This is a genomic window from Streptomyces aurantiogriseus, assembly GCF_014649375.1.
GTDB lineage: Bacteria > Actinomycetota > Actinomycetes > Streptomycetales > Streptomycetaceae > Streptomyces > Streptomyces aurantiogriseus.
This window is the reverse complement of record NZ_BMSX01000023.1, coordinates 35,638-54,312: the sequence shown is the minus strand read 5'-3', so window position 1 is coordinate 54,312 and position 18,675 is coordinate 35,638. Positions and strand designations below refer to the sequence as shown.

The 18,675-nt window shown below is 69.5% G+C and carries 18 protein-coding genes and 2 pseudogenes; 7 read left to right on the top strand and 13 right to left on the bottom strand.

All coding sequences use genetic code 11. From position 1 onward, the window contains the following. The first annotated feature begins 7 nt into the window (after positions 1 to 7). The 3 genes from IE263_RS37260 (at position 8) to IE263_RS50175 (ending at position 3,485) form a co-directional block, all read left to right on the top strand. Positions 8 to 2,332, top strand: coding sequence for a CoA transferase (locus IE263_RS37260; RefSeq protein WP_189942503.1), 2,325 nt, complete (start codon positions 8 to 10; stop codon positions 2,330 to 2,332). 176 nt (positions 2,333 to 2,508) lie between these two features. Next, entirely contained in the window at positions 2,509 to 3,255 is a 747-nt protein-coding gene (locus IE263_RS37255; protein ID WP_189942502.1) for an SDR family NAD(P)-dependent oxidoreductase, read from the top strand. Between the two features lie 26 nt (positions 3,256 to 3,281). Further along, positions 3,282 to 3,485: a LysR family transcriptional regulator gene (locus IE263_RS50175; RefSeq protein ID WP_373312212.1), complete on the top strand. Its 204-nt coding sequence runs from the start codon at positions 3,282 to 3,284 to the stop codon at positions 3,483 to 3,485. 170 nt (positions 3,486 to 3,655) lie between these two features. Here IE263_RS50175 and IE263_RS37245 read toward each other — a convergent pair whose 3' ends face one another. The 13 genes and pseudogenes from IE263_RS37245 to IE263_RS37185 all read right to left on the bottom strand — a co-directional run bounded on the left by IE263_RS37245 (position 3,656) and on the right by IE263_RS37185 (position 14,819). Beyond that, on the bottom strand, positions 3,656 to 4,675 hold the full coding sequence (locus IE263_RS37245) for a dihydrodipicolinate synthase family protein (protein WP_189942501.1): 1,020 nt from the start codon (positions 4,673 to 4,675) through the stop codon (positions 3,656 to 3,658). A gap of 24 nt (positions 4,676 to 4,699) precedes the next feature. Further along, complete coding sequence (locus IE263_RS37240) at positions 4,700 to 6,178, bottom strand: NAD-dependent succinate-semialdehyde dehydrogenase (RefSeq protein WP_189942500.1); 1,479 nt, start codon at positions 6,176 to 6,178, stop codon at positions 4,700 to 4,702. Between the two features lie 8 nt (positions 6,179 to 6,186). Next, positions 6,187 to 7,167 carry an ornithine cyclodeaminase family protein gene (locus IE263_RS37235; RefSeq protein ID WP_189942499.1) on the bottom strand — a complete coding sequence of 327 codons (981 nt, stop codon included), beginning with the start codon at positions 7,165 to 7,167 and terminating at the stop codon, positions 6,187 to 6,189. Positions 7,168 to 7,213: 46 nt separating this feature from the next. Further along, a complete protein-coding gene (locus IE263_RS37230) occupies positions 7,214 to 7,864 on the bottom strand; it encodes a CoA transferase subunit B (RefSeq protein WP_189942498.1) in 651 nt (216 codons plus the stop codon). Further along, positions 7,861 to 8,616, bottom strand: coding sequence for a CoA transferase subunit A (locus tag IE263_RS37225; RefSeq protein WP_189942497.1), 756 nt, complete (start codon positions 8,614 to 8,616; stop codon positions 7,861 to 7,863). Before IE263_RS37225 ends, IE263_RS37230 begins: the two co-directional genes overlap by 4 nt. A 13-nt stretch (positions 8,617 to 8,629) precedes the next feature. Continuing rightward, positions 8,630 to 8,773 carry a hypothetical protein gene (locus tag IE263_RS37220; protein WP_189942496.1) on the bottom strand — a complete coding sequence of 48 codons (144 nt, stop codon included), beginning with the start codon at positions 8,771 to 8,773 and terminating at the stop codon, positions 8,630 to 8,632. A 40-nt stretch (positions 8,774 to 8,813) separates the two neighbouring features. Continuing rightward, positions 8,814 to 9,566 carry an SDR family NAD(P)-dependent oxidoreductase gene (locus IE263_RS37215; RefSeq protein ID WP_189942495.1) on the bottom strand — a complete coding sequence of 251 codons (753 nt, stop codon included), beginning with the start codon at positions 9,564 to 9,566 and terminating at the stop codon, positions 8,814 to 8,816. Continuing rightward, positions 9,563 to 10,522 carry a fumarylacetoacetate hydrolase family protein gene (locus IE263_RS37210; RefSeq protein WP_189942494.1) on the bottom strand — a complete coding sequence of 320 codons (960 nt, stop codon included), beginning with the start codon at positions 10,520 to 10,522 and terminating at the stop codon, positions 9,563 to 9,565. The genes IE263_RS37215 and IE263_RS37210 overlap by 4 nt, the downstream gene beginning before the upstream one ends. Before the next feature lie 116 nt (positions 10,523 to 10,638). Next, positions 10,639 to 11,574: a VOC family protein gene (locus tag IE263_RS37205; protein WP_189942493.1), complete on the bottom strand. Its 936-nt coding sequence runs from the start codon at positions 11,572 to 11,574 to the stop codon at positions 10,639 to 10,641. A 14-nt stretch (positions 11,575 to 11,588) separates the two neighbouring features. Further along, positions 11,589 to 12,354: pseudogene (locus IE263_RS37200) on the bottom strand (amidohydrolase family protein). After that, on the bottom strand, positions 12,354 to 13,481 hold the full coding sequence (locus IE263_RS37195) for an FAD-dependent oxidoreductase (protein ID WP_189942492.1): 1,128 nt from the start codon (positions 13,479 to 13,481) through the stop codon (positions 12,354 to 12,356). The pseudogene IE263_RS37200 and the gene IE263_RS37195 overlap by 1 nt, the downstream one beginning before the upstream one ends. A 22-nt stretch (positions 13,482 to 13,503) precedes the next feature. Continuing rightward, positions 13,504 to 14,514: a cyclase family protein gene (locus IE263_RS37190; RefSeq protein WP_189942491.1), complete on the bottom strand. Its 1,011-nt coding sequence runs from the start codon at positions 14,512 to 14,514 to the stop codon at positions 13,504 to 13,506. After that, on the bottom strand, positions 14,493 to 14,819 hold the full coding sequence (locus IE263_RS37185; protein WP_229911373.1) for a hypothetical protein: 327 nt from the start codon (positions 14,817 to 14,819) through the stop codon (positions 14,493 to 14,495). The genes IE263_RS37190 and IE263_RS37185 overlap by 22 nt, the downstream gene beginning before the upstream one ends. A 132-nt stretch (positions 14,820 to 14,951) precedes the next feature. Here IE263_RS37185 and IE263_RS37180 point away from each other — a divergent pair, with 132 nt between their 5' ends. The 4 genes and pseudogenes from IE263_RS37180 (at position 14,952) to IE263_RS50170 (ending at position 18,652) form a co-directional block, all read left to right on the top strand. Then, positions 14,952 to 15,869, top strand: a complete 918-nt coding sequence (locus IE263_RS37180; RefSeq protein ID WP_189942490.1) for a LysR family transcriptional regulator — start codon at positions 14,952 to 14,954, stop codon at positions 15,867 to 15,869. 191 nt (positions 15,870 to 16,060) lie between these two features. Further along, entirely contained in the window at positions 16,061 to 17,299 is a 1,239-nt protein-coding gene (locus IE263_RS37175; protein ID WP_189942489.1) for an MFS transporter, read from the top strand. Positions 17,300 to 17,390: 91 nt separating this feature from the next. Further along, positions 17,391 to 17,672: pseudogene (locus tag IE263_RS50370) on the top strand (MFS transporter); the annotation flags it as partial. A gap of 425 nt (positions 17,673 to 18,097) precedes the next feature. After that, entirely contained in the window at positions 18,098 to 18,652 is a 555-nt protein-coding gene (locus IE263_RS50170) for a LysR substrate-binding domain-containing protein (RefSeq protein ID WP_373312209.1), read from the top strand. The last annotated feature ends 23 nt before the right edge of the window (positions 18,653 to 18,675 follow it).

Genomic DNA, 18,675 nt, shown 5'->3' with positions numbered 1-18,675 from the left:
GAAGCAGATGGCCGCAAGCGACGAAGTCACCCGGGGAATGCTGGGCGACGTACGCGTTCTCGATCTGGCGGAGGGGGGAGCCGGCTCGCTGGCGGCGGCGATCCTCGGTGACTACGGCGCCGAAGTCCTCAAGGTCGTCGCGCGTGACCCCCGCCGGGAGCGAAGCGATTCGCTGCCGGACTGGCTGGTTCGGAACCGATCCAAAACCCTTGTCCACGGCGACACCTCTTCTGCCGCCGACCGCGCCGAGATCTGGCGGCTCGCGGACTCCGCCGACGTGATCGTCGCGGACACGGAGGAGCGGCTCACGGCATTCGGTGTCGACGCCCACAGCCTCGGCGCGCGGCGGCTGGTCGTCCTCACGCCGCCGTATCTGCCCGACGGGGCGCCGTGGTCCGGAGCGGGCGAATCGGCGGAACTGCTCAGCGCGATATTCGGACTGTCGGCCTACCAGGCGTCGTATCCGGGCAGTCCGGTCGACGCCGTCTATCCCTACCTCGTGCAGGCGCACGGTGTGTGGACGGCGACGTGCGTGGTCGCCGCCCTGGTGGAGTACCGGTACACCGGGCTCGGGCAGCTGCTGACGGTGAGCGGGTTCAACGCGGCGACGGTCTTCGGGGACCCGGTCATAACACGGCCCGAGGACGAGCCCGACCCTGACCGGGGTATCGGCCCCGAAGGGCTCAACCCGATGTACACGCGGTACGAGGCGTCCGACGGTGAATGGGTCTTCGTCGGCGGGCTCGGCCCGAAGTTCAGCAACCTGGTGATCGACATCGTCGGTCTGCGTGACCTGCTCGACGATCCGCGCATCGGCGGAAAGCTCCAGCGGCTGTGGCACATCGACAACAGCCGGTGGGTGCTGAAGACGTTCCAGGAGCGGTTCCTGACACGACCGGCCGCGGAGTGGGTCGAGCTGCTCGAACGCAGCGACGTCCCCTGCGTCCAGCTCGCCCCCCGCGAGGCGTGGTTCAGGTCCGAGCAGATGAAGGCCATGGACCAGCGCATCGCCCTCGCCGACCCGGTGCTGGGCGACATCCACATGACGGGTGCCGTCGTGGACGCCGTGACAGCACCCGCCGCCGTCTCGGCGACGTCCGCCGCGACCACCACCGCCGACGCACGCTGGCATGCCACCCCGGGTACTCCTGCCACGCCCCGGCCCGCGGGCGACGGCGGTCAGGGCCCGCTGGCCGGCTACCGGGCCGCCGTCTCCGGCTCCTACGTCGCCGGGCCCTACGTCGGTCGGCTGCTGGCCGAACTCGGTGTCGACGTCGTCAAGGTCGAACCGCTGGTCGGCGATCCGTGGCGGATGCAGGGCTTCAGCCTGAACCGCGGTTACCGGTCGATCGCGATCGACCTGACCGGCGAGGAGGGAAAACAGGCACTCAACCGGGTGCTCACGTCGTGCGACGTGGTCGTCGACAACTTCCGTCTCGGTGTCACCAAGCGACTCGGCATGAGCCATGAGGACCTGACCAAGGACAGGAAGGACATCGTCACGGTCTCGGTGACGGCCTATGGCGAACGGGGCCCGCTCGCTCACAAGCCCGGCTACGACCTCGTCATCCAGGCGGCGGCCGGGATGATGTTCGCCCAGGGAGGCGACGACGAGCCGGTCCCGTACTCGGTGCCGCCGAACGACATGACGACCGGTGTGTGCGGGACACTCGCCTCGGTGCTCGGCATCTACCACCGGGCCATGACCGGCGACGGACAGCACCTGTCGACCTCGCTGGCGACGACGTCGGTGTTCCTGCAGTCCGCGGATCTCGTCGAGTACGCGGACCGCCCGGCGGGCCGGTGGGGAGGGCGGGACTTCCCCGGGCCGGGGCCCACGGACCGCTTCTACCCCGTCAAGGACGGATACGTACGCCTGCAGACACCGGTGCTGGAAGCCGAGAGATGGCGTGCGGCGGGCATCGACCTGGACAACGCGGCACTGCTGCAGGACCCGGTGGCGGAGATAGGTCGGGCGCTCGCTCCCTTCACACGCGAGAGCGCGGTCGCGAAACTCACCGCCGCGGGCGTTCCCGCCGTACCGTCGCGGCGCGCGTCGGAGGTGGCGACGGACCCCGGCCTGCACGCCCGGCGCCTCCTCGGCACGTTCACCGCCCTCGACGGACGCCGCTTCGTCACCAACGACCGGCTCGCCGACTTCACCCGCACCGGCGTGGACACGTACTTCACGGCGCCCGGCCTCGGCGAACACTCCGTCGAACTGCTGACGGAGAGCGGCGCCACCACCGAGGAGACGGAAACCCTCGTCCGGTCCGGCGTCGTCATCGACGGCTCCCCGATCGACATCACCTACCTGCCTCCCTACCGATGAGACAGCGGCGCGGTTCTGTCACCGTCTTCCGCAGGTGTTCATTGAACGAACAAGACGTACTTGTCCGCAGTCCCGACGCACAAGATCTGAGGAATACGGCCGTGCGGCACCGAGCGCTCCATCGGGGCTGTGCCCGCCCTGACTGTGTTCGAACGCCGACCGAGGAGACATGAGCCATGGCTGGACGACTGGCGAGCAGGACCGCCGTGGTGACCGGAGGCAGTACGGGTATCGGGCAGGAGATCGCCCGGCGGCTCGCGGCGGAGGGCGCGGACATCGCTGTCGCGGACGTCAATGCGGCGGACCAGACGCGCGAACTGGTCACGCAGACAGGCCGGAGGTTCTTCAGCGACAACGTCGACGTCTCGGACGAGGAGTCGATCAACGGGTTCGCCGCCAGGGTCCGCGGTGAGCTGGGCTCCGCCGACATCCTGGTGAACAACGCGGCGGTGGTGCTGCTGGCCGACTTCGACCATGTCACCTACGACGACTGGCGGCGCACCTTCGCCGTCAACGTGGACGGTCCCTTCCTGGCTTCCAGGGCCTTCCTTCCGGACCTGAAGAAGTCCGGCTCGGGACGGATCATCAACATCACGTCGTCGAGCTACTGGACCGCGCCGCCGCCGTTCGTCTCCTACGTCTCCGCCAAGGGCGCGCTGAACGGCCTCACCTCCGTCCTGGCCGCCGACCTCGCCGCTCACGACATCACCGTCAACGGCGTCGCGGCGGGTCTGGTCCGGACGGTCGCAGCCCTGGAGAACACCAGCGAGGCCTTCTTCGAACAGGCCGTGCAGGTGCAGAACATCAAGCGGGTGCAGATGCCGGACGACGTCTCGGGTGTCGTGGCGTTCCTCGCCTCTGACGACGCCGCGTTCATCACCGGCCAGATCGTCGTCGCGGACGGCGGCAGCACACGCCGCTGAGAGGTTGGGTGGAGAGGCCTGGCGCCATGGGGCTGGACCTGAATCTGCTGGTGCCGTTGGAGGCGCTGCTGCAGGAGCGGAGTGTGAGCCGGGCGGCGGAGCGGCTCGGTCTGAGTCAGCCGACCGTGAGCGCGGCGCTAGCCCCGGCTGCGCCGGCACTTCGGAGACGAACTGCTCACCCGGGTGGGCAACGCCTACCAGCTCACCCCGCTGGCGGAGAGCCTGGCTGAGCACGCCGTGCAGGCGCTCGGCTCCGCCGACCGGGTCTTCCGGGCCCGGTCGGCCTTCGATCCCACCCGCGCCCGGCGGGAGTTCAGCCTGGTGATGACCGACATACAGCTGGCGATATCTATAGCTCCTGCAGTCCGGCACTACGTCGTCGCGGCGGGCCGACGGCGTCTCAGGCCGGGTTGCGGCCGATGAAGAACTCGCGGAGCGGGTCCATGCTCGGTTCCAGGCCGGCGTCGATCAGGCCCTTGCGCAGGGCGGTCATCTGGGCGTCGTGGATGCGCTGGGTGGGCATGCGCAGGGGGCCGCCGTTGTAGCCCTGGAGCCAGCCCTGGAACTTCCACGCCTGGCGGTTGATGAAGGCTCCGCCGTGCAGGGCGGGGGCGAGCCCTCCCTTGATCTTGCGGGCGGGGTGCAGTTGCCAGTAGATGTCTGCGGCGTCATCGTACTTGCCCTCCCGTAGCAGCTGGAAGACGCGCGGGATCATCGGGCCGTAGTACTCGTGGTCGCTGGTGGCGGAGAACTGGATCGGCATGATCTGGGACAGCGGGATCAGCTCGCCCTCGATGGGCATGGAGATGACCACCTCGTCGCCGAAGTGACGGTGGCATTCGATGACGCTCTGGATGCTGGGGAAGCCGCCCTCCGCCTTGATGGCGACGATGTTGGGGCAGTCGTCGATCAGGCGCCGGATGAGGCGTACGGGGATGTCGGAGGGGTGGATGCGGGGGCTGAAGCCCCACAGGTACATCGGGAAGAGCATGACGCCGAGGTTCGTCGCGTCGCAGACGGCCTTGGTGTAGTCGTAGATCTCCTGCTCGGACTCGGGGTAGAAGTTCGGCGGGTACGACAGCAGCACCAGCTCGGCGCCGGCCTCCTCCGCCCCCTTCACGGCCTCGAGGTTCTGCTCCAGCGTGCTCCAGCTGGCGTGATGGGTGAGCAGCAGCCGGTCGCCGGCCTCGTCCTTGATGATGCGCAGGAAGTCGAGGTACTCGGGTAGCTGAATGGCGACTTCCGAGACGCCGAGGGTGCCCATGAAGCCGTGCTCGATGGCGAGCCGGGTGTCGTGGCGGATCGCCTTTTCGTTGATGTTCCTCAGGTCGCCGGTGAAGGACGGGATGGTGCAGTTGACAACGCCGACGAGGTTCTCGCGCGCCCAGTCGCGGGCTTCGGCGCGGGTGTAACGGGCCATGGTGGAGTGCTCCTTGTTCGGTGATCAGAAGTGGGGGGTTTTCGCGCCTTCCCAGGCGAGGTACTTGAGCTCCAGGAACTCGTCGAGGCCGTAGACCGAGCCCTCGCGGCCGACGCCCGACTGCTTGATGCCGCCGAAGGGGGCGGTCTCGTTGGAGATCAGGCCGGTGTTGATGCCGACCATGCCCGCCTCCAGGGCGGCGCCGACGCGCCAGATCCGCTCGGCGCCCTTGGCGAACAGGTAGGCGGCGAGGCCGAATTCGGTGTCGTTGGCCATGCGGATCGCGTCGCCCTCGTCGGTGAACCGCACCAGCGGGGTCACCGGGCCGAAGGTCTCCTCGCGGGTGACGGCCATCTCGGCGGTGACGCCGGTCAGGACGGTCGGCTCGTAGAAGAGGCCGCCGCGCGCGTGGCGCTTGCCGCCGTGCAACACGGTGGCCCCGTGGGCGACGGCATCGGCGACGTGGGACTCGACCTTCGCCACCGCGTCCTCGTCGATGAGCGGGCCCTGCTGGACACCGTCGTCGAAGCCGTCGCCGACGGCGAGGGCGGCGACCCGCGCGGCCAGCTTCTTCGCGAAGGCGTCGTAGATGCCGTCCTGTACGTAGACGCGGTTGGCACTGATGCACGCCTGGCCGGTGTTGCGGTACTTGGTGGCGATCAGGCCTTCGACGGCCTCGTCGAGATCGGCGTCGTCGAAGACGAGGACGGGTGCGTTGCCGCCCAGCTCCATGGAGGTCTTCTTCACTGTCTGCGCCGACTGGGCCAGCAGGAGTCGGCCGACTTCGGTGGAACCGGTGAAGGTGATCTTGCGGACGAGTGGATTGCCCGTGAGCTCGGGGCCGATCTCGCGCGGGTCGCCGGTGACCACGTTGAACACCCCCGCCGGGATGCCCGCGCGGTCGGCCAGTTCGGCGAGCGCGAGGGCGGTCAGCGGGGTCTGCTCGGCGGGCTTGAGGACCATGGTGCAGCCCGCGGCCAGCGCGGGACCCGCCTTGCGGGTGATCATCGCGGCGGGGAAGTTCCACGGGGTGATCGCCGCGCACACGCCGACCGGCTCCCTGAGGACGACGATCCTGCGCGAGGCTTCCGGCGCCTCCATGACGTCGCCGCGTATGCGTTTGGCCTCCTCGGCGAACCATTCCAGGAACGAGGCGGCGTAGGCGACCTCGCCCAGGGCTTCGGCGTAAGGCTTGCCCTCCTCCAGGACGATCAGCCGGGCGAGGTCGTCCGCGTGTGCGGTGACCAGGTCGAACCAGCGCCGCAGGATCCGGGACCGCTCCTTGGCCGGGCGTGCCCGCCAGGCCGGCAGTGCGCGGTGCGCTGCGTGGATCGCCGCGGCGGTCTGCGCGGCGTCGAGGAGCGGCACCTCGGCCAGCAGGTCGCCGGTGGACGGGTTGTGCACGGGGAAGGAGTCGGCGGTGGTGATCCAGGTGCCGTCGACGTACGCGGCGGTCTTCAGCAGGGACGGGTCGTCGAGTTCTCGGCGCACGGGATTGCTCATGGGGTTGCTCACTTCGAGACCGGGGAGATCGTGACGGGCAGCTCGGTGCCCAGAGACAGTTCGGCTGCCCGCCGGGTGCACATCGCGGCGACGGCGAGGTCCTGCGCCGCCGAGCCGACGGACTTGTAGATCACGACCGCGTCCGGGTCGTGTGCCGGTCGGCCGGTCGTGCGGCCGGAGACGACGTCGGCGAGTGAGACCACCTTTCCGGCGAAGTCGGCGCCCGCCTCCTTGGCGGCGATCATGTCTCCCGTGTCATGGGCGACTTCCTCGACCATGTCGGCGACGATCACCTTGGCGCGGGCGATCACCTCGGTCGCCAGTTCGCGCTGCTCGGGCAGGGTGGACCCGATCGACACGACGGTCGCCCCGGCCGGTGCTTTCCGCAGTGTCGGCTGCTCGTCCCGGGAGCGGGCTGCGCAGATCACGAGGTCGGCGTCAGCAATGGCTGCCTCAGCGCTCTCTGCGGTGGCGAGTGGCAGCCCCAGATCCGCGAGTTCCTGGGTGAATCGGGTGCGGCTGGCCGGGTTGGGGCTGAACACGGTGACGGACGACAGGGTGCGTATCGCCGCCAGAGCGCGGACGTGGTTCTGTGCCTCGAAGCCCGAGCCGATCACCGCGACGTGCAGCGGGCCGACGGGGGCCAGCAGGTCGGCGGCGAGCGCCGAGGTGGCCGCCGTACGGAAACCCGTGATCGAGTGGCCGTCCAGGAGCGCGGTCAGCTCCACGCTCTCCTGGTCGAACAGCGGGATCAGATACGAGGCGCGGCGGTTCCGGATCGAGGCGGCGATCAGTTTGGCGCCCATGGGGCCGCCGTCGCCGGGCACGCCGCTGAGCGTGCGCAGCCACAGGCCGTCTCCGCGAGCCATCGTGCGCGAGGGGAAGCGCGTCTCGTCGGGCGGTGCGCCGTAAGCGCTGCGGAGCGCGGCGATGGCGTCGGCCCAGTCGAAGGCTGCTCTGACGTCGGCGTCGGTGAGAAAGAGGGTCATCAGGGCTCCTTGAGCCAGAGGAAGAGAAGGTGGTGGCACGCCGTTGTCAGCAGGCGACGTGTGCGGACTCCAACAGCAGCGGTGCGTTGGTGCGGGTGATGATGTCCTGCACAGTGACGCCCGGCGCGGTCTCCACCAGGACGAGGCCGTCGTCCGTGACATCGAGGACGCCGAGGTCGGTGATGATCCGGTGGACGCACCGCTCGCCGGTGAGGGGCAGGGTGCACTCCTCGACGATCTTCGGTGAGCCGTCCTTGGCGGTGTGCTCCATGAGGACGATGACACGGCGGGCCCCGTGGACGAGGTCCATGGCGCCGCCCATGCCCTTGACCATCTTGCCGGGGATCATCCAGTTGGCGAGGTCGCCGTGGGCGGAGACCTGCATGGCGCCGAGCACCGCTGTGTCGATGTGGCCGCCGCGGATCATGCCGAAGGACAGGGCGGAGTCGAAGAAGGAGGCGCCGGGCAGGACGGTGACGGTCTCCTTGCCGGCGTTGATGAGGTCGGGGTCGACTTCGTCGTCGGTGGGGTAGGGGCCGGTGCCGAGGATGCCGTTCTCGGAGTGCAGGACGACGTGGACGCCGCTCGGGAGGTGGCCGGGGACGAGGGTGGGCAGGCCGATGCCGAGGTTGACGTAGGAGCCGTCGGTGAGTTCGGCGGCGGCGCGGGCGGCCATCTGGTCGCGGGTCCAGCTCATGAACGTACGGTCCTTTTCTCTATCTGCTTGTCGGCGGCCTCTGCGGCGGTGAGCGCCACGACGCGCTGTACGAACACACCTGGCAGGTGGATCTCGTCGGGGCTGAGCTCGCCCGGTTCGACGAGCTCCTCGACCTCGGCGACGGTGATCCGCCCGGCCATGGCGGCCGACGGGTTGAAGTTGGCGGCGGCCTTGCGGAAGACCAGGTTTCCGTGGCGGTCGCCGCGCCAGGCCCGTACCAGGGCGAACTCGGTGGTGATGCCGTGTTCCAGGACGTACGCGCGGCCCGCGAAATCGCGGGTCTCCTTGGGCGGCGAGGCCACCGCGACCGAACCGTCCTGGGCGTACCGCCAGGGCAGTCCGCCCCGGGCGACCTGGGTGCCGACACCGGCCGGGGTGTAGAAGGCCGGGATGCCGGCGCCTCCCGCCCGCAGCCGCTCGGCGAGCGTGCCCTGCGGGACGAGTTCGACCTCCAACTCCCCGGACAGGTACTGGCGGGCGAACTCCTTGTTCTCGCCCACGTAGGAGCCGGTCACCCGGGCGATACGGCCCGCGGCCAGGAGAACGCCGAGCCCGCGGCCATCGACCCCGCAGTTGTTGGAGACGACCTTCAGACCGCCCGCGCCCTGCGCGTACAGGGCGCGGATGAGGATCTCCGGAACCCCGCCCAGGCCGAAGCCGCCGACGGCCAGTGAGGCGCCGTCGGGGATGTCGGCGATCGCCTCAGCAGCGCTGCCGCGGACTTTGTTCATGTGCGGGGTCCCTTCATGGGGTGGCGCCGTGCAGGACAGCGGACTGGCCGCCGCGGACGACAAGGTTGACGCCGGTCGGCGGAGGGATGTCGCGGGCGACGTGCCGCATGGGATGGTCGTCGGCGAGCAGATCGCCGCGGCCCGCCCTTGGCCGCACGCGGCGACGGGGATCAGGGCCACCGTGCCATCGAGACGTTTCACGGTGCCTCCGATCGCAGCGAGTCAGAGACGGATTTGACGCCGCCGTGTGCGGTGAGGCCGCCGTCGATGGGGATCTCGGCTCCGGTGATGAACGACGACTCGTCCGACAGCAGGAACACGACCAGCGGGGTGACCTCGTCCACGGAGCCGGTGCGACCGAGCGGGGTCTCGCGGATGTTGGCCTCGCGGAAGGCAGGGGCGGCGGAGGCGGTCATCTCGGTATCGATGTAGCCCGGGTGAATCGTGTTGACGCGGATGCCTCGGGGGCCGAGCTCCAGCGTGGCGGTCTTCGACAGGCCGCGCAGCGCCCACTTGCTCGCCGTGTACGCCACCGGGTAGTGGGCGGTGAGTGCGGCGGAGGAGCCGACGTTCACGATCGAGGAGCCGGGCGGCATCAGCGGCGCGAGGTACTGCATGCCCAGCAGCGGGCCGGTGACATTGACGGCGTGAACGCGGTCGAAGTCCTCGGGACGTACGTCGCCGAGCCGGGCCCGCCAGGTGACGCCGGCGTTGTTGACCAGGCCGTGCACCTGCCCGTATGCCTCGCGCAGGTCGGCGGTGAGCTCCGCCCAGTCTGTCCCGCTGGTGACGTCGAGGCGGCGGCAGCCGGGGGCCTTGGTCACATCGGTGGTGATCACCCGCGCGCCTTCGCGGGTCAGTGCCTTGGCTTCCGCGGCGCCCTGTCCGCGAGCCGCGCCGGTGACCACGACGACCTTGCCCAGCAGCCGTTTCGGGTGGCGGTCGGTCATGGCCGCTCCCGCAATCGGCGCCGTGCGGCCGGGAGCGGCACCGCATCGGCGCCTGCCACCACGGTGTTGGAGACGCTGCCCATGCCCTCGACGGTGAGGGTGACCGTGTCGCCGGGCTTGAGCGGTGGCGGGTCCTGCCTGCCCCGTACGCCCCACAGCTCGGCGAGGCAGCCGCCGTTGCCGCACGTCCCCGAGCCCAGGACGTCACCGGGGCGCACCCAGGTGCCGCGCGAGGCGTAGGCGACCATCTCCTCGAACGTCCAGCTCATGTTGGACAGCAGGTCCTCGCCGACCAGCTCACCGTTCACGAAGGCGGTCAGGGCGAGGCGCAGAAAGCCGTCCTCGTCCCGGTACTTCTCCAGCTCGTCGGTGGTGACCAGGTACGGGCCGAGGGTGGTGGCGGTGTCCTTGCCCTTGCAGGGGCCGAGGCCGACCTTCATCTCGGCGGACTGCAGGTCGCGGGCGGACCAGTCGTTGAAGATGGTGTAGCCGACGATGTGGTCGCGGGCCTGCTCGGGGGTGAGGTCGCGCCCCTCCTTGCCGATCACGACGGCGACTTCGAGTTCGAAGTCGAGCACGCTCGAACCCGGCGGCATGGGAATGCCGTCGTGCGGGCCGCACACTGCGTACGGATTGGTGAAGTAGAACGTGGGGGCCGCGTACCACTGCTCGGGCACCCCGGAGGCCCCGTCGACAGACCGTCGTACGCCCTCGACGTGTTCCTCGAAGGTGACGAAGTCGCGCACGGTGGGCGGCTGGAGTGGCGGGAGCAGCCGCACCTCGGAGACATGGGGGCCGGCCGGCGCTTCAAGGGCCGCTGTGCCTGCCTCGGACAGGCCGCCGGACGCGATCAGCTCGGTGAGCGTGCACTCGCTGGGCACCGGGTGCAGCCGGCCGTCCTCGCCGACGACGGCGACACGGCGCTGGTGTTGGTGTTCGTACGCGGCGAAGCGCATGTGCAGCTCCAGGCTTCGGGACTACCGGGACTACGCGGTCTTCGGGTGGTGGGCCGGAGGCGCGGCGTGGAGCGTCAGGGCAGTTGACAGGGCCACCGCGCCCCCGGAACTCGGGATCAGACGGGCGGGGCGACGAACACGCCGCGGTCGACGTCGTTGAACGACTCCTTGGCGACGAGTTCGTTCATCGGGTTGGCCGTGCCCCACTGGTCGGCGATGTCGGGATCGGAGAAGTCGTAGACGTGCGGGTGCCAGGTGTCCTCGTCCAGGACCTCCAGTTCCGTCGTGTACTCGACGGTGTTGCCGTGCGGATCGAGGAAGTAGGTGAACGTGTTGTCGCCGGCCGTGTGCCGCCCCGGGCCCCAGAGCTTCTCGAAGCCCGCGCGGATGACCCGGCCGGAGCCGCGCAGGTACTCGTCGATGCCGCGCATCTCGAAGGAGACGTGGTGCAGCGAGGTGTGCGGGCCCTGCGCGATGGCCATCGAGTGGTGCTGGTTGCTGATCCGCATGAAGTGCATGGCCTCGCCCATGCGGGGATGCCAGAGCGTGTCGGAGAGACGGAAACCGAGGTGCGTCTCGTACCACTCCCGGGTTTTGTTCAGGTCCGGCGAATTGAGGACGACGTGCGACAGCTTGACCGGAATCGACTCCCTCTCCTCGATCTTGCGATGCTGTCGTACCTCGACGTCCGCCGAGACCTCGATGGTGCGCCCGTCGACGTCGAAGAAGCGGAAGCCGTAACCGCCGCCGGGGGTGTCCACCTTGCCCGGCTGGGAGACCAGTTGCACGCCGCCGGCCAGCAGCCGCTCGGCGAGGGTGTCCACGTCCTGCGGTGAAGCCGCACCGTAGGAGATCAGGTCGAGCCGCTTCTCGTCAGCCTTGCGCAGTCGGACGACGTAGTTCTCGGGGGAGCCCTCGGCGGCCAAGAAGGAGACACCCGAGTCCTCGGCGACCTTGGTCAGGCCCCATACGCCGCCGTAGAAGTCGAGTTGCTTGTCGTAGTCGGGCACGGCGAGGTCGACGTGCCGCAGATGGGTGAGCAGGCGGTTCATCGTGGGGGTTCCTCTCAGGTGAGGTTGAGCAGCGCGGCCGCGTTGCCGCCGCGCACGGCGACGCTCAGACGGGCGGCACGCAGGGCGCCGACGGGGTCCTCGGCGCCCATGTCGAAGGGGTAGTCGGAGCCCAGGAGGACCCGGTCGGCGTCTGCGGCGGTGATGCAGGCGGGCGCAGCCCGCGCCGATGTCGGAACGGGCTGTCCAGGCGTGGTCGGATCGGCCGATGTGCGTAGGGAGACAGCCGCCCCCTTGCGCGGCTGTCAGCTTCACCTCGGGGCACGGTCCGATTCCCCCGTGAAGATGAGGTGCGAGAGGGCGACAGCGTTCTCGGTCAGCTGGCCGACAGTGTTGGACAGGTACCACTGGTTGAGACGTTCGTCGAGGGTGCAGCCGAAGGAGTGCAGGAAGACGAGCGCGCCCGTCTTCTCCGCTCGTGACCAGAAAGACTCGTAGACCGTGTCCGACAGGTCGTGTCCCGTTGCGTGGCTGGAGATCTCCTCGTTCCGTTTTCTCGTCCGCCCAGTAGTGGTAGTGCGATGGCGAGGGACTGACCAGCGGCACGTCCACGCCCTGCGCGTCCATGGCGGCCAGTCGGGCGGACACGTCGGTCGGCCGCGACCTGCGCTCGCGCAGCATCGTCCCGTTGACGGCCAGGGCGACCGGTCCTTGGCGGCGGGCCTCGACCTCCTGGGCCGCCGCGAACCCGGGCAGCCCAGCTACCAGGGCACCGACATCGGGCAGCCGGACGTGCGCATGCACATCTACGGTGGGCCGCATCACGGGAGCGCCTTGAGGAAGGTCATGGACCGGCCGATCAGCCCCGGCATGTCGCCGTGCACTCCGTCCATCTGCCATTGGCCGAGCTGCACGGACGCGTCGACGACGGTCCGCACCCGGGGAATGCGGCGCTCGTAGTAGGCATGGAACAGCTCGTCGTCCCAGTCCCGTCCGCTCGTGAGCAGCTCGGCGAGGACGAGGGCGTCCTCGAGTGACATGGCCGCCCCCTGCGCGAGGCTGGGCGGGCAGCAGTGGACGGCATCGCCGATCAGGACGATCCGGCCGCGGTGCCACGAGCCCTCGACCAGCAACCGGTGGTACCAGGTGTAGTTGATCTTCTCCGAGTCGGTGATGTGCTTGGCGATCTCGGGCCAGACACCGCCGTAATGGTCGGCGAGGCGGCGCATCTCGTCCGCGTACGACTCCGGCGGAACCGCGTCACGGCTGCGGCATGCCTCGACGACGTAGGCGTAGAGAGTGGTCTCGCTGGTCGGACAGTACCCTGCGGTGTACGCGGGGCCGCCGAACGTCAGGTCGGTGCGGGTGACGTCGGCAGGGCGCGGTGCGGGAGTGCGCCAGATCGCCTGGCCTGTGGGTTCGGGTTCGGCCGTGATGCCGATGGCCGTGCGAGTGGCCGAGTTGAGGCCGTCGGCGCCAATGACCAGGTCGTAGCGGACATTCGTGCCGTCGCTGAACCGCACCGAGACTCCGTCGGCGTCCTGCTCCAAGCTCTCGGCGGTGGTGCCCAGGCGGACGGTAGCGCCGGAGGCGCGGACCGCGTCGATGAGGATCTGCTGGAGCTCGGGGCGCTGCATGCCAACGGTGGCGGGCAGGTCCTCCCCACCGGTCTTGATGTCCTCGACGACGTGCAGGAGGGTGCCGCCCAGGTCGGTGATGCCCAGCGAGCCGAAGGGGAAGCAGGAGGCTTCCACCTGCTCCCAGACACCCAGTTCACGCAGGACACGCAGGGCGTTGCCCTGGACGGTGATGCCGGAGCCTGTGGTGGCGTTCCAGTCGGGCTTGGCCTCGATGAGGTCGACGGTGAGGCCGGCGCGCCTGAGCAGGATCGTCACCGCGTTGCCGGCGGAGCCGCCGCCGATGACGAGGACTCTGCGGGCTGTGGTCATGGGAACTCCCTTGTCCCGTGGGTTATTTGACGGCGATGGGGTTGACGGGGGAGCCGACGGCTCCGGTGATGGGCAGGGGTGCGGCGGTGAGCCAGAACTCGTACACGCCGTCGGCCGCGCAGTCCGCGGCGAGCGCGTCGAGGTCCCACATCTCGCCGATCAGCAGACCCATGTTGGGGATGACGACCTGGTGCAGCGGCTGGAAGGCGCCCTCGAACTCGTTGGGCCGCACCTCGAAACCCCAAGTGTCGGTGGCAATGGCGGCGATCTCCGTGCCGTGCAGCCAGCCGGCGCTGGTGAAGGAGAGGCCGGGCGCCGGCCCTCCCGCGTAGTCGCCCCAGCCGTCGCGCCGGGCGCGGGCGAGGTGACCGGTGCGGACGAGGACGATGTCACCGCGTCCGACGGTCACCCCGTGCGCCGTGGCGGTCGCGGTCAGATGCTCCTCGGCGAGCGCGAACCCGTCGGGCAACTCTCCCCCACTCTCGGCTGCGCTCGAGCGGGAGGTGCCCCCACGGTCACCGATCACCCGTCCGGCGTCCAGGAGAACGCCGCGCCCGGCGACGTACGGCGCCATGTGCTCGATCCCGGTGACCAGGTCGCCGTCGGAGGTGACGACCTTCTCGGCCGCCCGCCCGTTCCACGCCTTACCGTGGTCGAAGATGTGCCCGAGCCCGTCCCACTGGGTCGAGCACTGCAGCGGCATCGCGATCACGTCGTCGGCGCCGCCGATGCCGTGCGGGAAGCCCTGGTTGCCGACGGCCGCGTCCGTGCCGGTGTCGAGCATGGTGTGCACCGGGTTGGTCCGACGCCGCCAGCCCTTCTGCGGGCCGTTCATGTCGAAGGACTGCGACAGCGAGAAGCTCACGCCCCGCCGCACCAGAGCGGCACCCTCGCGCCGCTTGGCCTCGTCGAGGAAGTTCAGGGTGCCGAGGACGTCGTCCTCGCCCCAACGCCCCCAGTTCGAGTACTTCCTGGCGGCCTCTGCGATCGCGCCCTCGGGATCGTGCCGGTTCACGCGCTCTCCTCGACACATCGAGTGCGCTGCAGGCCGAGTTGGAGGATCTGCCGGGGCTCGACCGAGGCGTGCACGCGCAGGCCCTCCAGCGGCTGCCAAACGGCCCTCTCGACCGCCGCGAGGGCGCGCAGACGGGGCATCTCCTCGTTCCAGCTCTCCAGGAGCGTGCGGATCGTGACCACCTGTTCCCCGAGGGCGGTGGGCAGGTCGAGAGCGCGGCCGTCCGGCGTTATGGGAAGGGGAAACGGGACCCCGTCGGGGGCGGAGAGGGTGCCGAGAGCGAAGGGACCGGCGAAAAGGACTGACGTGGCTGCGGGTTTCACGGACGTGTCCTCCTGATTGCGATGGGACTAATGTGGCCGCACCTCCCCCGATCTGAGAAATTGATTGTGTGGATCCGATCATCCGTACCGATGATGAGGGCGGGGTTGTCGTCGTCTTTGCTGGAGCGCGCCGTGAACCTGGCAAGTCTTGATCTCAACCTGGTCGTCGCCCTGCGCGCCCTGTTGGAGGAGCGCAATGTGACGCGGGCCGGTCGGCGCATCGGCCTGAGTCAGCCCGCGATGAGCGCCGCCCTGGCCAAGCTGCGCCGGCACTTCGACGACGAGCTGCTCGCCCGCGTCGGCGGTCACTACGAGCTGACGGCCCTGGGCGAGGTCCTTCTCGATCGCACCATGGCGGCCTGCGGCCTGTTGGAACGCCTCTTCACCAGTCAGGCCGACTTCGATCCGGCCGCAGAGTCAAGGGAATTCACCCTCGCCGCCACCGACTACGCGGTGACCGTCTTCGGGGCCGACCTTGCCCGCGCCTTCGACCGTGAGGCCCCTGGCATCCGCGTGCGCTTCGTGCAGATCCCGAACGGCATCAGCGAGGAGCCGGGCGCGCTGCTGAGCACCGTCGACGGCGTGATCATGCCGCATGGCATCATCAGCGGCTTCCCCGCCACCGAGCTGTTCCAGGACGGTTGGGTCTTCCTCGTCGCCGAGGACAACCGCGAGGTGGGTGATCACCTCACCCGTGACGACGCGGCCCGGCTGCCGTGGGTGACGTACCTGCGCGCCTACGACTCACCGGCGGTCCGCCAGCTCGGCATGCTCGGCATCGAACCACGGGTGGACGTCTCCGTCGACAGCTTCACGACGCTTCCCTTCCTGGTTGCCGGCACTCGCCGCATCGCCCTCATCCCCGCACTCCTCGCCGAACGCCTCCGTGGAACCGCACCGGTACGGATCATGAAACCGCCCTACGAGTCCGTACCGCTGCAGGAGGCGCTGTGGTGGCATCCCCTGCACACCCGCGACGCCGCGCACATCTGGCTGCGGGAGACCGCGGCGCGCGTGGCGGCGGCCAAGAAACAGCAGAGCATCCGCTGAGCGGATGAGGGGATCCGGCAGTTCGATGGTGCGAAGGCTAGGCGACGAGGGTGGGCTGGCTCATAGTCGGGGCAGTTCCTGACGTGCGCTGTTCCTGGGCGCGATCCCTCGGGTGCATCGGCGCCCCACGGCGCGGTACAGCCACGCCCACGCGACGGCGCCTCACCCTGCCACCACACGTGGAGTCCGGCATGTCCAGATCCGTTTCCCTGCCCGCGCCAACCGACAAGACCCACCCGAGCGCCGCGAACGCGGGCCCACTGCGCGCCACGCTGCTGATGGCCGGCAGCTGTCTGCCAGTGCTGGGCGCCGTCCTGATCGCGCCGGTCCTGCCGAAGATGCAGGAACACTTCGACGCCGTACCCGGCGCCAAGACCCTCGTCCCCGTCGTCCTGACCATCCCGGCGCTCGCGCTCGCACTGCTGGCCCCCTTCGCGGGCGTCATCGTGGACCGCCTCGGCCGCGTCCGTCTGCTCGTCTGGGCGACGGCGCTGTATGCGCTGCTCGGTACCGCCCCGCTGTGGCTGGACTCGCTCGACGCCATCCTGGTCAGCCGGGTGCTGGTCGGCATCACCGAGGCAGCCATCCTGACCTGCTGCACCACGCTGATCGGCGACTACTACACAGGGTCCGTGCGTGACCGCTACCTCGCCCTGCAGACCATGTGCGCCTCCGTCTCCGCCACCGCGTTCTTCGTCATTGGCGGCGCCGCCGGCTCGGCGGGCTGGCGCGCACCCTTCTGGATCTACGCCGTTGGCCTGTTGCTGGCCCCCGCCATGGCCGCCACCCTGTCCAAGTTCCGGCCGGAGAACGCGGCGGCGGCCGAAGGGCCGACGGCCGAGAAGAAGCCGTTCCCTGTGCGACGGCTGGCGGGCATCTGCACACTCACGGTGTTCGGTGCGATGGTCTTCTACACCGTGCCCGTGGAGATGTCCTACCTGCTCGACGACCTGGGCGTGAAGTCCACCGGCGTCATCGGCCTGGCCACCGCCCTCGCCAGCGCCGCCACCGTGGCGGGGTCCATCGCCTTCACCAAACTAGCGGGCAACCCTGTCGGCAGGCTGCCCCTGGTCTTCGCCCTGTGCGCGGCCGGATTCGTGGTGATCGCCCTGGCGAGCAGCCCGCTGGTGGTGATCGCCGGTGCCGTACTCAACTGCCTGGGCACCGGAATCCTGCTGCCCTCACTGCTCACCATCGCGATGTCCCGGCTTGACTACGCCAACCGAGGCCGCGGCACCGGACTGTGGACGGCCGCCTTCTTCGCGGGCGAGTTCGTCTGCCCGCTCGTCCTGATCGCCCTGGAATCGGCCACCGGCAGCCTGGCCCACGCCGTCGGCCTCCTCGGCCTCGCCTCTGCCCTGACGGCCGGCGGGCTGCTGCTCGGCCGCCGTCGGCCGGCGACACGGCTAAGTGAAGGCGAAGCGGTATAGAGCGCCCCAGGTTTCCTGTGATCCGTCCCGGGTCGACCCGGCGTTCGAGGCGTCGTTGCGGGTGGAACCGCCCGCCCAGGGCTTCTTCCGGCTTACCACCTACAACCAGCTATACCTCGCCCTGCCGGACGAGGTATAGCGCGCGACCGGCTCCCAGGCAGCCCTTTCCTGGCTGTTCGCCCTGTCCTCCCTGCTGGTCGTCTGTGCCCACCTGCCCATCACACGCTGGGCAGGTGACCGGCCCGACCTGTGCCACTCCATGATCGTCGGGCTGCTGCTCATCGCGGCCGGTTTCCCGGTCGTGGCCGTCGCCCGGCCCGCCGACTGGACAGGGCTGGCGGGGTTGTTGCCCGCCTCCGAGTGCGTCGTCCTTCGGTCAACACGCCGTGGGCGCCATCGTCGGCGGTTTCCCCACTACCCTCGTCGGTCTCCGGGCGACCCTGCTCATCGGGGCCGTCGGCGGAGCGCTGTCCCTGATCTGGCTGCTGCCATCGCCGAAACCACGCATTCACTCCCTGACTCCCGACATCCCGGTGACTCCAGACAGCGACACGGACGCACGACCATTGCCTTGCTGATCACCAGAGAACCACCCGGGTCAACGCCAAGGCTTCCCAGCCCCGGCTGCCTGAAGATCGCTGTCTGGGGCCGGAGAGCTCGTTCCCGTAGGGTCAACAGACTCGTTCGAAGCCAGGGATCGTGTCTTACGTCCCTGGGGGCACCCGTGTCATCTGACTCGGACCAACACTTGACAGCTATAGATAACCCTCGCCCTTCGGGCGTACCCTCGCCGCTCTGGTGCGCGACGCGGCACCGGAGGTGCGGCTGCGGTTCCAGCACACCACTCCGCGGCTCGTCACAAACGCCCAGGAGCACTGCGCACCGTCGACGGCATGCTGCTGCCGCCGGGACCGCTGTCGGACGCTTCGATCATCGACCTGTACGAGGACCGCTGGGTGTGCGTTGTCTCCGCCGACACCGCCCGGTCCCGAGGAACTCGCAGCGCGCCCCTGGGCGGTGCCTCATCTCTTCCTCGCGACGGGCCTCCAGGTCCTGCGGCGATTGTCCGCCTACGGTGCCGAACCACGGATCGAGATGACCGTCGAGAGCATCCTCACCATGCCGTACCTCGTCGCGGGCACCGACTGGGTGGGCATCGTGCCCGAACGGGCCGTCCCTCGCTTTCCCGCCGACGGCGGGACGGCCGTCGTGGAGTTGCCCTTCCGTACAGGGATGGTCGAGTCCCTGTGGCGTAGATCCGGTCGGCACCCCGCTCACGGTGGACGCCCCCAACCACCGGCGCGACTTCCAGTGACTGGACGTAAGCGGTTGGTTCGGGCGGATGGTGCCTGAACTTCGGCTGGTGTCGGATGAGT

Bases quoted from the DNA above. Each gene is read 5' to 3' on its own strand.
- IE263_RS37260 (WP_189942503.1), top strand. From the start codon at position 8: ATGGCCGCAAGCGACGAAGTCACCCGGGGAATGCTGGGCGACGTACGC.
- IE263_RS37255 (WP_189942502.1), top strand. From the start codon at position 2,509: ATGGCTGGACGACTGGCGAGCAGGACCGCCGTGGTGACCGGAGGCAGT.
- IE263_RS50175 (WP_373312212.1), top strand. From the start codon at position 3,282: ATGGGGCTGGACCTGAATCTGCTGGTGCCGTTGGAGGCGCTGCTGCAG.
- IE263_RS37245 (WP_189942501.1), bottom strand. From the start codon at position 4,675: ATGGCCCGTTACACCCGCGCCGAAGCCCGCGACTGGGCGCGCGAGAAC.
- IE263_RS37240 (WP_189942500.1), bottom strand. From the start codon at position 6,178: ATGAGCAATCCCGTGCGCCGAGAACTCGACGACCCGTCCCTGCTGAAG.
- IE263_RS37235 (WP_189942499.1), bottom strand. From the start codon at position 7,167: ATGACCCTCTTTCTCACCGACGCCGACGTCAGAGCAGCCTTCGACTGG.
- IE263_RS37230 (WP_189942498.1), bottom strand. From the start codon at position 7,864: ATGAGCTGGACCCGCGACCAGATGGCCGCCCGCGCCGCCGCCGAACTC.
- IE263_RS37225 (WP_189942497.1), bottom strand. From the start codon at position 8,616: ATGAACAAAGTCCGCGGCAGCGCTGCTGAGGCGATCGCCGACATCCCC.
- IE263_RS37215 (WP_189942495.1), bottom strand. From the start codon at position 9,566: ATGACCGACCGCCACCCGAAACGGCTGCTGGGCAAGGTCGTCGTGGTC.
- IE263_RS37210 (WP_189942494.1), bottom strand. From the start codon at position 10,522: ATGCGCTTCGCCGCGTACGAACACCAACACCAGCGCCGTGTCGCCGTC.
- IE263_RS37205 (WP_189942493.1), bottom strand. From the start codon at position 11,574: ATGAACCGCCTGCTCACCCATCTGCGGCACGTCGACCTCGCCGTGCCC.
- IE263_RS37195 (WP_189942492.1), bottom strand. From the start codon at position 13,481: ATGACCACAGCCCGCAGAGTCCTCGTCATCGGCGGCGGCTCCGCCGGC.
- IE263_RS37190 (WP_189942491.1), bottom strand. From the start codon at position 14,514: ATGTGTCGAGGAGAGCGCGTGAACCGGCACGATCCCGAGGGCGCGATC.
- IE263_RS37175 (WP_189942489.1), top strand. From the start codon at position 16,061: ATGTCCAGATCCGTTTCCCTGCCCGCGCCAACCGACAAGACCCACCCG.